Here is a 12,735-nt window from a genome sequence, read left to right on the forward strand (position 1 = left end):
TCCGGCCCCACGGCACGTCCACGCCATTGAAATCCGGCCGAATTCATTCGGCGAAGTTTGCGCGGACAATCATACGCACCTGGCCACCTGCCGCGAGCGGCAACTTCCGGCAGCAAAAACCACCCGAACCCTGCCGCCTTCCGGCAACTTCCCACCGAGGCGGACTCCGCGTCATCGCAGGGTCTCCCGGGGCGGACGACGACTACCCACGCAGCACTCGTCGTACTTGTTCACCCCACGGTCGCGACCGATCGGAACGTGGGTGGAAGGGGGGCCGGATGCTCCGGTGACCACGGCAGGGTCAGCGCCGACAGCGGCTCCGCGATGCGGTTCACCGCGAGCCTCGGGGAGGAGTGGGAGCCGACCAGGAGCCGGATTCCGAAACCGGCTCCCAAGAGGGCCGGTGAACGAGTCAGGGGCCCGACCCGCTCTCGCGGATCAGGCCCCTGACCTGGTACTACGGCGTCGGGGTGGCGGGATTTGAACCCACGACCTCTTCGTCCCGAACGAAGCGCGCTGCCAAGCTGCGCTACACCCCGGTGTCGCTGCTTGTCGCGGCGACGACGTTTACTTTAGCCCACTGGTGGCCGGAGACGAAATCCGGTTTTCGTGCGGCGGCGGATCGGGTTCGGGCGGGTGTGGTCGACGGCCACGAGGAGTACGGCCAGGGCGTAGAAGGAGAGGCCCAGGAGGAGGGCGTTGGCCAGGACGTGCTTGTAGCCGTGCCGGGCGACGTCGAGGAAGGGATAGAGGTAGCGGTCCGTCGCGCTCGGGGTGAGCAGTTCGCCGCGGATGAGGGAGAAGGCCAGGTAGACCAGGGGGTAGAGCAGCCACGATGTGGCCTGGCGCAGGCGCAGAGGGGCGGGGGCGGTCAGCAGGAGCCAGTCCAGGAGGGCGGCGGTCGGTACCACCGTGTGGAGGAGGTGGCCGGCCGTCGACTGCCACAGGGGGTGGGTGCCGGGGGTGCCCGTGATCGAGAACGGCGGGGAGGTGTCGGTCAGCAGCACATGGTGCACTAGGGCGGCGATCGTGACGTAGAGAACAACCGCGCCGGTCAGTGCGGCGGGGACGGGGCTCCGCGCGGCCCAGGCTCTGCGGGCCGAGAGCGTGAGAACCAGCGCGAGCGCGATGTTGCTCTGGATCGCGAAGTGGCTCAGGACGCGCAGCGGGGGGCCGATCACCATGTCGGCGGCCACCGCCGCAGCGGCGGTCGCGGCGATCAGCAGGCGGTACGCCGCCGTCCACGGACGCCGGACGGGGGTCATCACCGCGGTCGCCGGGACGGTCGAGGGCATCAGTACGGGGATGCCGGGGAGCGCGGGGAGGTCCGGTATTTCTCGGGGGAATGAAGGGGTGGGAGGTGGTGCCGGTGTTTCCGGTGGCGGTGAATCCTGTGGTGGCGGTGATTCCGGTGGTGGTGGTGTTTCCGGTGTGGGGGGTGTGGGGGCGGCGGTCATGACCTCACCGTAGGGAGGGAGGGCATGACCGGCGATCGGAGTGGGCTGGGCGGGTTACGCCCTGGCTACTCCCGGCCCACCAGCGTCAGCAGTGTCGCCTCCGGGGGGCAGGCGAAACGGACCGGGGTGTAGCGGTTGGTGCCGCAGCCGGCCGAGACGTGCAGGTAGGAGGTGTGGCCCTCGGCCGTGTGGGTGGACAGGCCCTTCACCCGGTCGGTGTCCAGGTCGCAGTTGGTCACCAGGGCGCCGTAGAAGGGGATGCAGAGCTGGCCGCCGTGGGTGTGGCCGGCCAGGACCAGGGGGTAGCCGTCCGCGGTGAAGGCGTCCAGGGTGCGCAGGTACGGGGCGTGGACCACGCCCATCGAGAAGTCCGCCACGCCGGACGGGCCGCCGGCCACCTTCGCGTAGCGGTCCCGCTTGATGTGCGGGTCGTCCAGGCCGGTCAGCTCCACCGAGACGCCTTCGACCTTGAGCATGCCGCGCGTGTTGGTCAGGTTGAGCCAGCCCGCCTCGTCGAAACCGTCGCGCAGGTCCTTCCACGGGTTGTGGATCGCGCCGACCGCCGGGGCGTTGCCGTTCAGTCCGTGCCGGCCGCTGGCCTTCTCCAGCAGATAGCGGGCGGGGTTGCGCAGTTTCGGGCCGTAGTAGTCATTGGAACCGAAGACGTACGCGCCCGGGAACTCCATCAGGGGGCCCAGCGCGTCCAGTACCTCCGGCACACCCTCCGGGTCCGAGAGGTTGTCCCCGGTGTTGATCACGAAGTCCGGGCGCAGACCGGCCAGCGAGCGCAGCCAGCGTTGCTTCTTGCGCTGGCCGCTGACCATGTGGATGTCGGAGACCTGCAGGACGCGCAGGGGGCGCATGCCGGAGGGCAGCACCGGGACCGTCACCCGCCGCAGGCGGAAGGAGCGGGCCTCGAAGCCCGCCGAGTAGAGAAGACCGGCGGTCGCGACCGCCGTGATGCCCAGGGGAACTCGGTATCGCGCGCGCATGCGTCCATCGTCTCAGGAGCGTGCCGGGCAGCGGAAATTGGGCCGTAGGCGAACGCCCCTGCACGAGCGCCCCCCACGAGCGCCCGGTACGGACGCCCTGTACGGACGCCCTGTACGGACGCCCGGTCCGGACGGGGTGGTGGCCGCGCGCGGCACCCCGTAAATCCTCGCGCACCGGCGTTGCCGTACCTGCGACAATCAGGAGCATGACCACGCTCAAGTCGAAGCTGCACGAAGACCTCAACGCCGCGATCAAGGAGCGTGACGAGCTGCGCTCCTCGACGCTCCGGCTGACGCTCGCCGCGATCACCAAGGAGGAGGTCGCGGGCAAGGAGAAGCGCGAGCTCTCCGACGACGAGGTCCTCAAGGTGATCACCAAGGAGGCCAAGAAGCGCCGTGAGGCGGCCGAGGCCTTCGCCCAGGGTGGTCGTACGGAGTCGGCCGAGCGCGAGAAGGCCGAGGGCGAGGTGCTTGCCGCCTACCTGCCCAAGCAGCTGTCCGACGACGAGCTGAACGCGATCGTCGCCCAGGCCGTCGAGGAGGCCCGGGCCGCCGGTGCCGAGGGGCCGCGTGCCATGGGCGCTGTCATGAAGATCGTGAATCCCAAGGTCGCGGGGCAGGCCGAGGGCGGTCGTGTCGCCGCCGCGGTGAAGAAGCTGCTGGCCGGCTGATTCCGCTGATCCGGCTGATCCCGCCGGCCGGACGCCCGCACGTTCCGGACTGTCTCCGGTAGGGGCGCGAGGGCGCGAGGGGCGCGCAAGCGAAGGGGCGCCGGCTTTCCGCCGTGCGCCCCTTGCTCGCATCTTCGTACGTTCCTGTCGCGCCGGCCGAGTCGGCCGGGCCGGCCGCCGTCAGCCGCGCCAGCCCCCGTTTCCGTTCCCGCGGACGCCGCCGTCCTGACCCTGGACGAAGCCCTCCGGGACGGAGACGCTGGGTGACGGGTTCGGGCCGCCCCCGGTCGTGCCGCCGTTGGTCACGCCGCCGAAGAGGCCCCCGATGAGGCCGCCGTTGTCACCGTTGTTCCCGTCGTCGCCGCGTCCGCGCCCCTTGTGCTTGTCCTTGTCCTTCTTCTTGTCGGGGATGTCGACGAGATTGAAGGACGGGGCCGGCTTGCCTTGAAGGGCGCCGGTCATCGCGTCCCGCCAGATCGGGCCGGGGACGTCGGCGCCGTAGACGAGTCCGTGCCAGACGCCGCCGATGCGGATGCTGGTCATCTGCACCTTCTGGGTGGCACTGCCCACCCACACCGCGCCCGCCAGGTTCGGCGTGTAGCCGACGAACCACGCGTTCTTGCGCTCGTCCGTCGTACCCGTCTTACCGGCGCTGTCGCGGTCCGAGAGGCCCGCCTGCCGGCCCGTACCGGAGTCGATCACGCCCTGGAGCAGGGTGTTGACGGTGTCCGCGGTCTTCACGGACATGGCGCGCGAGCAGGTCGACTTCGGCACCGCCAGCGACTTCTCCTGACCGCCGATCTTCTGGCTGATCGACTCGATGGCGATCGGGGTGCAGTACACCCCGCGGGAGGCGAAGGTGGCGTAGGCGCTCGCCATCGTGAGCGGGGAGATGCCCACCGCGCCGAGCGCGATGGAGGGCGTCTGCGGCAGCTTGTCGCCGTTGCCCTGCACCACGTGGAGCTTGTCGGTCATGTCGACCACAGGGCACAGGCCGATGTCGGAGATCATCTGCACGAAGTAGGTGTTGACCGACTTCGCCATGGCCTCCTTCATGGCGTACGGGCCGTGCTCCGAGGTGCTCTCGTTCTCGACGTTCTCCTGCTTCTGGTTGGTCCAGATCTTGCCGTCGCACGCCTGCACCGGGCTCGGGTACGGCATCTTGTACGGGGACGAGTACTCCTGCCCCGGCGGCTTGCCGCCCTCGATCGCCGCCGCCGCCACGAACGGCTTGAACGTCGAACCGGTCGGGAAGCCGTAGTTCGAGCCGCCCCGGTCGTCGCCGACCGAGTAGTTGATCTCGGTCTGGTCCTTGCCGTAGCCGTACGGCTTCGACTGGCCCATCGCCAGGACCTTGCCGGTGCCCGGCTCGACCAGCACCGCCGCCGCCGCGACCGGGTCGGACTGGTAGATGTGCTGCTTCAGCGAGGCCTGCACCGAGGCCTGGGCCTTCGGGTCCAGGGTGGTACGGATGGTCAGGCCGCCCTGGTTCCAGATCTTGGCCCGCTCGGCGCGGGTCTTGCCGAAGACCGGGTCGTTGAGGAAGACCTCCTCGACGTACTTGCAGAAGAAGCTCGAGTCCTTGACCGCGGTGATGCAGCCGTTGCGCGGCTGGGTGACCTTCAGGCCCAGCGGCTCCTTCTTCGCCCGGTCGGCCTCCGCCTGCGAGATGTCGCCGACCTCGGCCATGCGCTGGAGGACGACGTTGCGCCGCTTGGTGGCCTCCGCCTCGTCGTTCACCGGGTCGTAGCGGCTTGGTGACTGGACGATGCCGGCCAGCAATGCCGACTCGGGGAGGGTCAGGTCCTTGGCCTGCTTGGAGAAGTAGCGCTGGGAAGCCGCCTCGATGCCGTAGGCCTGCTCACCGAAGAAGGTGATGTTCAGGTAGTTCTCGAGGATCTTCTTCTTGCCCAGCTCCTGCTCGACCTGGATCGCGTACTTCAGTTCCTTGACCTTGCGGCCGAGGGTCTGCTGGGTGGCCTGGGCGACCTTGGTGGGGTCGTCGCCCGCCTCCTCCACGAAGACGTTCTTCACGTACTGCTGGGTGAGCGTGGAGGCGCCCTGGGCGACCCCGCCGCTCTGCGCGTTCTTGTTGAGCGCGCGCAGCACGCCCTTCAGGTCGATCGCGCCGTGCTGGTAGAAGCGCGCGTCCTCGATCGCGACGATCGCCTTCTGCATGTACGGCGAGACGTCCTTCAGCTCCACCACCGTGCGGTCCCGGGAGTAGACCTGGGCGAGCGGCTGGCCCTGGCTGTCCAGGATGGTGGTGCGCTGGCTGAGCGGCGGACGCTTGAGGTTGGCCGGGATGTCGTCGAACCCCTGGACCGACCCCTTGGCCGCCAGGCCGAGCGCGCCGGCCGCGGGCAGCGCGATGCCGGCCATCACCGCCCCCGCGAGCACACTGACACCGAGGAACTTGACGGCCTGCTGCGTGGGCGACAGGCCTCCGCCCGAGCGCTTCTTTGGCATGAGGGCAGCCTACGTTCTCATTCGCCGGACACGCGTATAGGCCTTGGCCTAAGCTGCTCTCAACTGTCACAGCAGTGCGGCCACGTATCAATACGTCCGGCGGCCTCGAAACGTTCCGGGTTCTCCCGACTTTTTTGGTCGGGGCGGTGACCCGGGGTGTTCTGGGGGCGTTCGGGGGAGTTGGTGCGGTGCCCGTCCGGTGGCGCGGCGCGAGCGCTCACGCGTGTGGGGCGTGCCCGAAATCGCCTTGTGTGCCACCTGGCGTCCGTTGTGACGCAACAAGATCGTCCCGTTGTGTCGGGATCGTCGTGTATGTCGCCACCTCACTCCCCCGGGTGATCTGCCGCTAACCCATAGTCCGTTCGGGCCATTCAAGATTGGGCCCGCAGGGGGTGTTGCGCTGTGCCCACCTTCCGTAACGTCCTCAACTGGCGGCGGTGAATATGCCGCTGCCGCCGTGGGGGAGCCTCGATTCGGGAGAGGACGGCGCCGGTATGGGCTGGGTAACCGACTGGAGTGCGCAGGCGGCCTGCCGCACTACCGATCCGGATGAACTGTTCGTTCAGGGAGCAGCGCAGAACAGGGCCAAGGCGGTGTGCACCGGATGCCCGGTACGCACCGAATGCCTCGCCGACGCGCTCGACAACCGCGTCGAGTTCGGGGTCTGGGGAGGCATGACGGAGCGGGAGCGCCGCGCACTGCTGCGCCGGCGGCCGACCGTCACCTCGTGGCGCCGGCTGCTGGAGACCGCTCGTATGGAGTACGAGCGTGGGGCCGGCCTGGTGCCCCTCGACGACGACCAGGTGTACGAGAACTACGCGGCGGTGAGCTGAGGGCACCCACTGGGGTGCCTCTGTCACTCGCCGGGCTCGGGCAGCTCGCGGCGGTTGTCCGCGAGCCGGTCGCCGATGTCCCGCAGCCCCGCGAGGTCGTGCACGTCGCCGGGCAGCGCCCCGACTTCGGCCACCGCCACCTCGGGGTGCCGGGCCGTGAAGCGGTCACGCGTGCGCTGCTCGCGAGAAAGCAGCTGCATGCGCTCGGCGTGCAGCCTCAGCAGGCCCGCGGTCACCTGGTCGACAGGGTCCACGGACGTCTGGACCGGTTCCACGGGCGCCTGGACCGGATCCACGGACGCCTGGGCGGACTCGATGGGCGTCTGTTCGCCAGGCAGTGCGTCGGACTGCTCGTCGGACGGCTCGCCGGGCAGCTCGTCGGCGGACGGTGCCGGGGCGGGATCGGGAGAAAAAGGTGAAGGTTCGGGGGAGTCCGAACCGCCATACGTTTCGGGAGAGTTACGAAGTCCAGCTTTCCCGCCTCCCTGATCCACAATGCGAGGCTCTTCAAGATTTTCCGCGGCGGCGAGCGCCCGCTCGGCCGACAGCTGGCCGGCGCCGCTGCCGTGGACGCGGTTGAGCACCAGACCGGCCAGCGGCATCCTCTCCGCGGCCAGCCGCTCCACGAAGTACGCGGCCTCGCGCAGCGCGTCCCGCTCCGGGGCCGCGACCACCAGGAACGCCGTCCCGGGCGCCTGGAGCAGCTTGTACGTGGCGTCCGCGCGGGTACGGAAGCCGCCGAACGTGGTGTCCATCGCGGCGACGAACGTCTGTACGTCCTTGAGCAGCTGACCGCCCAGCAGCTTGCCGAGGGTGCCGGTCATCATCGACATGCCGACGTTCAGGAACTTCATCCCCGCGCGCCCGCCCAGCTTCGCGGGCGCCGTCAGCAGCCGGATCAGCCGGCCGTCCAGGAAGGAGCCGAGCCGCTTCGGCGCGTCCAGGAAGTCCAGGGCCGAGCGGGAGGGCGGCGTGTCGACGACGATGAGGTCCCACTCGTCCCGGGCCCGCAACTGCCCCAGCTTCTCCATCGCCATGTACTCCTGCGTGCCCGCGAAGCCCGCCGAGAGCGACTGGTAGAAGGGGTTGGCCAGGATCGCGGCCGCCCGCTCCGGATCCGCGTGCGCCTCGACGACCTCGTCGAAGGTGCGCTTCATGTCGAGCATCATGGCGTGCAGCTCGCCCTCGCCCTCGGTGCCCTTCACCCGGCGGGGGACGTTGTCGAGCGAGTCGATGCCCATGGACTGGGCCAGGCGGCGGGCCGGGTCGATCGTCAGGACCACCACCTTGCGGCCGCGCTCGGCGGCACGCAGCCCGAGGGCCGCCGCCGTCGTCGTCTTGCCGACACCACCCGAGCCGCAGCACACCACGATCCGCGTGTCCGGGTCGTCGAGCAGAGGATCGATGTCGAGCACGCGCGCGGGCGCGAGGCGACGGGCACCGTGTGCCGCCTCCTGGGCGCGCGTGGTCTCCCGCTCCGGGGCCGGGTCCGGGCTCATGACATTTCCCGCAATCCCTGCTTGCGCAGCTCGGTCGCCAGTTCGTACAGGCCCGCCAGATCCATGCCCTCGGCGAACAGCGGCAGTTCGTGCAGCGGCAGACCCAGCTCGCTCAGGACGGACCGCTGCTCCTCCTCCAGGGCGTACCGCTCGGCGTACTCCTCCGCCTGCCCGAGCAGCGGCTCCACCAGCCGTTCCGCGTGCCCGCCGCGCCGTGCGCCGCCGAGCCCGGCGGCGGACAGCGACCGGGCGAGGGAGGTCCGCGGCACGGTCCGTACGAGTTCCAGATCGGCCGCGTCCAGCAGCTGCGGCCGCACCATGTTCACGATCACGCGCCCCACCGGCAGGCGTGCGGCGCGCAGTTCCGCGATGCCGTCCACGGTCTCCTGGACGGGCATCTCCTCCAGCAGCGTCACCAGGTGCACGGACGTCTCGGCCGACTTCAGCACCCGCATCACCGCCTGGGCCTGATTGTGTATCGGGCCGATCTTGGCGAGCCCGGCCACCTCGTCGTTGACGTTGAGGAAGCGCGTGATGCGTCCCGTCGGCGGCGCGTCCATGATCACGTAGTCGTAGACGAACCGTCCGCCGCGGTCCTTGCGGCGCACCGCCTCGCACGCCTTGCCGGTCAGCAGGACGTCTCTGAGGCCCGGCGCGATGGTGGTGGCGAAGTCGATGGCGCCGAGCTTCTTGAGGGCCCGGCCCGCGCCGCCCAGCTTGTAGAACATCTGGAGGTAGTCCAGCAGAGCCAGTTCGGGGTCTATGGCGAGTGCGTACACCTCCCCGCCCCCCGGAGCGACGGCGATCTTCCGTTCCTCATAGGGCAGCGCCTCCGTTTCGAAGAGCTGTGCGATGCCCTGCCGGCCCTCGACCTCGACGAGGAGCGTTCGCTTCCCCTCCGTGGCCAGGGCCAGCGCGAGGGCGGCGGCGACCGTCGTCTTTCCGGTCCCGCCCTTGCCGCTGACGACCTGGAGCCTGCTCACGCCTTCGAGACTAACCAGTCCGCGCTCCGCGCACGCGGGAGGCTGTGGACAACTGCCGTCGTGGTCGGCCTCCGCCCTGTGGAAACTGTGGACGACCACCGCCGCCGTCGGCCGTGTGCACGGCGGTCGGCCGCCGCCGTCGGCCGTGCGCCCGGCGGACAACCGCCGTGTGGTCGGCCGCGTGCCCGGCGGACCACAGCGGATACAGTCGGCCCCATGAAGAAGTGGGAATACGCGACCGTGCCGCTGCTCGTCCACGCCACGAAGCAGATTCTGGACACCTGGGGCGAGGACGGCTGGGAGCTCGTCCAGGTCGTGCCCGGGCCGAACCCCGAGCAGCTGGTGGCCTACCTGAAGCGGGAGAAGCAGGCATGAGCGCGGTCGAGGCCAAGCTGGCCGAACTCGGTCTGACGCTGCCGGAGGTCGTACCTCCGCTGGCCGCCTACCAGCCCGCCGTGCAGTCCGGGCCGTACGTCTACACCGCCGGCCAGCTGCCGATGGTCGAGGGCAAGCTGCCGGTCACCGGGAAGGTGGGCCTGGAGGTCACCCCGGAGGAGGCCAAGGAGCTGGCCCGCACCTGTGCGCTGAACGCCCTCGCGGCCGTCAAGTCCGTCGCGGGCGACCTGGACCGCATCGCGCGCGTGGTGAAGGTCGTGGGCTTCGTCGCCTCGGCCGCGGACTTCACCGGCCAGCCCGGCGTCGTCAACGGCGCCAGCGAGCTGCTGGGCGAGGTCCTGGGCGACAAGGGCGTGCACGCGCGCAGCGCGGTCGGCGTGGCGGTGCTGCCGCTGGACGCGCCGGTGGAGGTGGAGATCCAGGTCGAGCTGGTGCCGTAGCGGACGGCGCCGGCGCGGCCCGGCCGTACCTGACGGTGCCGTGGCGGACGGCGTCAGTGCGCCCGGCCGTACCTGGCAGTCAGTGCCGTAGCGGACCGGCCGGACGAGCCGTGCCACACGGTGCCGTAGTGGACCAGGCGTCCACGGACGCTGCCGTATGCGGCCGACGCATCGGGGCTCGTGGCGGGCACAGGGCCGCCGCGGAGGAGGTCACAGGGACCTCCCTCGCAGGCCCCTGACCTCGGGCACCTCTCGAACATTCGCCCACCACGGGATAGCCTCCGCCCATGGCGAATGGGCAGTGGTTTCCCCCGGACTGGCCGGACCGCATCCGCGCGCTCGCGGACGGCACCCTGACACCGGTCACGCCCAGGCGCGCGGCCACCGTCATGCTCCTGCGGGACACCGATGCCGGGCCCGCCGTTCACATGCTGCGCAGACGCGCCTCCATGGCCTTCGCCGGAGGCGCGTACGCGTACCCGGGCGGGGGCGTCGACCCCCGCGACGACGACCTCCGGGTCCGCTGGGCGGGTCCCACGCGCGCGTGGTGGGCCGACCGGCTCGGCGTGGCCGAGACGGAGGCCCAGGCGATCGTCTGCGCGGCCGTCCGGGAGACGTACGAGGAGGCGGGCGTTCTGCTCGCCGGCCCCGCCCCGGACTCGGTCGTCGGCGACACCACGGGCCCGGACTGGGAGGCCGACCGCGCCGCCCTGGTCGCCCGCGAGCTGCCCTTCGCGGAGTTCCTGGACCGCAGGGGCCTGGCGCTGCGCTCGGACCTGCTGGGCGCCTGGACCCGCTGGATCACCCCCGAGTTCGAACACCGCCGCTACGACACCTGGTTCTTCGTCGCCGCCCTCCCCGAGGGCCAGCGCACCCGGAACGCCTCCACGGAGGCCGACCGCACGGTGTGGATCCGACCCGAGGACGCGGCGGCCGGATACGACAAGGGCGAGCTGCTGATGCTGCCGCCCACCGTCGCCACCCTGCGCCAGCTGATCGGCTACGGCTCTCCCGCCGAGGCCCTCGCGGCCGCGCCCTCCCGCGATCTGACCCCCGTGCTGGCCCGGGCACGCCTGGTCGGCGACGAGGTCGTCCTGTCCTGGCCGGGCCACGACGAGTTCACCAAGCACATCCCCAACGGCGGCACGGCGCCCGAGTGACGGCGCGCCGGCCCCGCCCGACGCCCAGGAAGGTCCCCTCGCATGACGGACGCATCAGCGCTCCCCGGCCAGCCCCGGGGCGGCGTCCTCTCCGGCCCCGCCACCGCACGGGCCGTCAACGTCCTCGCGCCCAACGCCTCCGCCATGACCCTGGACGGCACCAACACCTGGATCGTCTCCGAGCCCGACTCCGAGCTGGCGGTCGTCATCGACCCGGGGCCGCTGGACGAGAACCATCTGAGCAATGTCGTCGACACCGCGGAGAAGGCCGGCAAGCGGATCGCCCTGACGCTGCTGACCCACGGTCACCCCGACCACGCGGAGGGCGCCGCCCGCTTCGCCGAGCTGACCGGCACGCGCGTGCGTGCCCTGGATCCGTCCCTGCGACTGGGCGATGAGGGCCTGGGCGCGGGCGACGTGATCACCCTGGGCGGGCTGGAGCTGCGGGTCGTACCGACCCCCGGCCACACCGCGGACTCGCTCTGCTTCCACCTGCCGGCCGACCGGGCCGTCCTCACCGGCGACACGATCCTGGGCCGCGGTACGACGGTCGTGGCCCATCCCGACGGCCGTCTCGGCGACTACCTGGACTCGCTGCGGCGGCTCAGGTCCCTCACGGTCGACGACGGCGTGCACACGGTGCTCCCGGGGCACGGACCCGTCCTGGAGGACGCCCAGGGCGCCGTCGAGTACTACCTCGCCCACCGCGCCCACCGGCTCGCCCAGGTCGAGACAGCCGTCGAGGACGGCTACCGCACCCCGGCCGACGTCGTGGCCCACGTCTACGCCGACGTCGACCGCTCCTTGTGGCCGGCGGCGGAGCTGTCGGTCCGGGCCCAGCTGGACTACCTGGAGGAACACGGGCTGATCCAGCCCTGAGCCTGCGGCCTGGGTGCCTTGACGCCGTGCACGCGCGCGTACTCCCCGGCGAGCCAGGGGCCGAGGCCGTGCACGCAGGCGCGCAGCACAGCGGGGTCGCCGACCGGGTCGTAGCCGTGCGCGGCCGCGGTGCGCGGCTGCCGTGCGGGCCGCCGTGCGTGCGGCACGCGCGCGAGGGAACCCTCGCGCGCGATGTATCCCTCCGGGGTGAGTCCCGGGGAGTGTGCCTCGAGCGGAACCCCGTCCGGGACGGGCCGGTGGTGCCGCGTCAGCGGGACCTCTTGGCCAGCCGCTCCACGTCCAGCAGGATGACCGCGCGCGCCTCCAGACGGAGCCAGCCGCGCTGGGCGAAGTCGGCCAGGGCCTTGTTGACCGTCTCGCGGGACGCGCCGACCAGCTGGGCCAGCTCCTCCTGCGTCAGGTCGTGCACGACGTGGATGCCCTCCTCGGACTGCACGCCGAAGCGGCGCGAGAGGTCCAGCAGGGCGCGGGCGACGCGGCCCGGCACGTCGGAGAAGACCAGGTCGGACATCTGGTCGTTGGTCTTGCGCAGGCGCCGGGCGACGGCGCGCAGCAGGGCGCCGGCCACCTCGGGCCGGACGTTCAGCCAGGGCTGGAGGTCGCCATGGCCCAGGGCCAGCATCTTGACCTCGGTCAGCGCGGTCGCCGTCGCCGTGCGGGGGCCGGGGTCGAAGAGGGACAGCTCGCCGATGAGCTCACCGGGACCCACGACGGCCAGCATGTTCTCGCGGCCGTCGGGGGAGGTGCGGTGCAGCTTCACCTTGCCCTCGGTCACCACATAGAGACGGTCGCCCGGGTCGCCCTCGTGGAACAGGGAGTCGCCACGGGCGAGAGTCACCTCCGTCATGGAGGCGCGAAGCTCCGCGGCCTGCTCGTCGTCGAGCGCCGCGAAGAGCGGATTGCGCCGCAGAACGTCGTCCACGAGTTCTCTCCTT

The 12,735-nt window shown here is 71.0% G+C and carries 13 protein-coding genes and 1 tRNA gene; 6 read left to right on the plus strand and 8 right to left on the minus strand.

Annotation, left to right across the window (positions count from 1 at the left end; genetic code table 11):
* Positions 1-465: 465 nt before the first annotated feature.
* The 3 genes from ABZ484_RS08785 to ABZ484_RS08795 all read right to left on the minus strand — a co-directional run bounded on the left by ABZ484_RS08785 (position 466) and on the right by ABZ484_RS08795 (position 2,449).
* Positions 466-539: transfer RNA gene (locus ABZ484_RS08785), tRNA-Pro, on the minus strand.
* Positions 540-572: 33 nt separating this feature from the next.
* A complete protein-coding gene (locus tag ABZ484_RS08790) occupies positions 573-1,295 on the minus strand; it encodes a Pr6Pr family membrane protein (RefSeq protein ID WP_358865177.1) in 723 nt (240 codons plus the stop codon).
* 227 nt (positions 1,296-1,522) lie between these two features.
* Positions 1,523-2,449, minus strand: a complete 927-nt coding sequence (locus ABZ484_RS08795) for a metallophosphoesterase (protein ID WP_358865178.1) — start codon at positions 2,447-2,449, stop codon at positions 1,523-1,525.
* Positions 2,450-2,655: 206 nt separating this feature from the next.
* On the opposite strand from ABZ484_RS08795, the gene ABZ484_RS08800 reads away from it, so the two are divergent.
* A complete protein-coding gene (locus ABZ484_RS08800) occupies positions 2,656-3,120 on the plus strand; it encodes a GatB/YqeY domain-containing protein (RefSeq protein WP_358865179.1) in 465 nt (154 codons plus the stop codon).
* A gap of 180 nt (positions 3,121-3,300) precedes the next feature.
* Here the strand turns inward: ABZ484_RS08800 and ABZ484_RS08805 are convergent, their stop codons facing one another.
* On the minus strand, positions 3,301-5,589 hold the full coding sequence (locus ABZ484_RS08805; protein ID WP_358865180.1) for a transglycosylase domain-containing protein: 2,289 nt from the start codon (positions 5,587-5,589) through the stop codon (positions 3,301-3,303).
* Positions 5,590-6,083: 494 nt separating this feature from the next.
* On the opposite strand from ABZ484_RS08805, the gene wblA reads away from it, so the two are divergent.
* Positions 6,084-6,422: a transcriptional regulator WblA gene (gene wblA, locus ABZ484_RS08810; RefSeq protein ID WP_358865181.1), complete on the plus strand. Its 339-nt coding sequence runs from the start codon at positions 6,084-6,086 to the stop codon at positions 6,420-6,422.
* 23 nt (positions 6,423-6,445) lie between these two features.
* Here the strand turns inward: wblA and ABZ484_RS08815 are convergent, their stop codons facing one another.
* Entirely contained in the window at positions 6,446-7,921 is a 1,476-nt protein-coding gene (locus ABZ484_RS08815) for an ArsA family ATPase (protein ID WP_358865182.1), read from the minus strand.
* On the minus strand, positions 7,918-8,904 hold the full coding sequence (locus tag ABZ484_RS08820; RefSeq protein WP_358865183.1) for an ArsA-related P-loop ATPase: 987 nt from the start codon (positions 8,902-8,904) through the stop codon (positions 7,918-7,920). Before ABZ484_RS08820 ends, ABZ484_RS08815 begins: the two co-directional genes overlap by 4 nt.
* 216 nt (positions 8,905-9,120) lie before the next feature.
* On the opposite strand from ABZ484_RS08820, the gene ABZ484_RS08825 reads away from it, so the two are divergent.
* The 4 genes from ABZ484_RS08825 to ABZ484_RS08840 all read left to right on the plus strand — a co-directional run bounded on the left by ABZ484_RS08825 (position 9,121) and on the right by ABZ484_RS08840 (position 11,779).
* Entirely contained in the window at positions 9,121-9,279 is a 159-nt protein-coding gene (locus tag ABZ484_RS08825) for a DUF4177 domain-containing protein (protein WP_107473408.1), read from the plus strand.
* A complete protein-coding gene (locus ABZ484_RS08830) occupies positions 9,276-9,740 on the plus strand; it encodes a RidA family protein (protein WP_316739056.1) in 465 nt (154 codons plus the stop codon). Before ABZ484_RS08825 ends, ABZ484_RS08830 begins: the two co-directional genes overlap by 4 nt.
* A gap of 287 nt (positions 9,741-10,027) precedes the next feature.
* Positions 10,028-10,900: an NUDIX hydrolase gene (locus ABZ484_RS08835; protein WP_358865184.1), complete on the plus strand. Its 873-nt coding sequence runs from the start codon at positions 10,028-10,030 to the stop codon at positions 10,898-10,900.
* Between the two features lie 42 nt (positions 10,901-10,942).
* Positions 10,943-11,779, plus strand: coding sequence for an MBL fold metallo-hydrolase (locus ABZ484_RS08840; protein WP_358865185.1), 837 nt, complete (start codon positions 10,943-10,945; stop codon positions 11,777-11,779).
* On the opposite strand, the gene ABZ484_RS08845 is transcribed toward ABZ484_RS08840, so the two are convergent.
* A complete protein-coding gene (locus ABZ484_RS08845; RefSeq protein ID WP_358865261.1) occupies positions 11,746-11,946 on the minus strand; it encodes a hypothetical protein in 201 nt (66 codons plus the stop codon). The genes ABZ484_RS08840 and ABZ484_RS08845 overlap by 34 nt on opposite strands.
* A 101-nt stretch (positions 11,947-12,047) precedes the next feature.
* The gene (locus ABZ484_RS08850; protein WP_100568471.1) at positions 12,048-12,722 is read right to left on the minus strand and encodes a Crp/Fnr family transcriptional regulator; all 675 of its coding nucleotides are present in this window, start codon (positions 12,720-12,722) and stop codon (positions 12,048-12,050) included.
* Positions 12,723-12,735: the final 13 nt, after the last annotated feature.

The organism is Streptomyces sp. NPDC006393 (assembly GCF_040628575.1).
Classification (GTDB): Bacteria; Actinomycetota; Actinomycetes; order Streptomycetales; family Streptomycetaceae; genus Streptomyces.

Excerpts from the sequence above, each read along its gene's own strand:
- ABZ484_RS08825 (WP_107473408.1), top strand. The coding sequence starts at position 9,121 with ATGAAGAAGTGGGAATACGCGACCGTGCCGCTGCTCGTCCACGCCACG.
- ABZ484_RS08815 (WP_358865182.1), bottom strand. The coding sequence starts at position 7,921 with ATGAGCCCGGACCCGGCCCCGGAGCGGGAGACCACGCGCGCCCAGGAG.
- ABZ484_RS08800 (WP_358865179.1), top strand. The coding sequence starts at position 2,656 with ATGACCACGCTCAAGTCGAAGCTGCACGAAGACCTCAACGCCGCGATC.
- wblA (WP_358865181.1), top strand. The coding sequence starts at position 6,084 with ATGGGCTGGGTAACCGACTGGAGTGCGCAGGCGGCCTGCCGCACTACC.
- ABZ484_RS08795 (WP_358865178.1), bottom strand. The coding sequence starts at position 2,449 with ATGCGCGCGCGATACCGAGTTCCCCTGGGCATCACGGCGGTCGCGACC.
- ABZ484_RS08835 (WP_358865184.1), top strand. The coding sequence starts at position 10,028 with ATGGCGAATGGGCAGTGGTTTCCCCCGGACTGGCCGGACCGCATCCGC.
- ABZ484_RS08790 (WP_358865177.1), bottom strand. The coding sequence starts at position 1,295 with ATGCCCTCGACCGTCCCGGCGACCGCGGTGATGACCCCCGTCCGGCGT.
- ABZ484_RS08805 (WP_358865180.1), bottom strand. The coding sequence starts at position 5,589 with ATGCCAAAGAAGCGCTCGGGCGGAGGCCTGTCGCCCACGCAGCAGGCC.
- ABZ484_RS08830 (WP_316739056.1), top strand. The coding sequence starts at position 9,276 with ATGAGCGCGGTCGAGGCCAAGCTGGCCGAACTCGGTCTGACGCTGCCG.
- ABZ484_RS08840 (WP_358865185.1), top strand. The coding sequence starts at position 10,943 with ATGACGGACGCATCAGCGCTCCCCGGCCAGCCCCGGGGCGGCGTCCTC.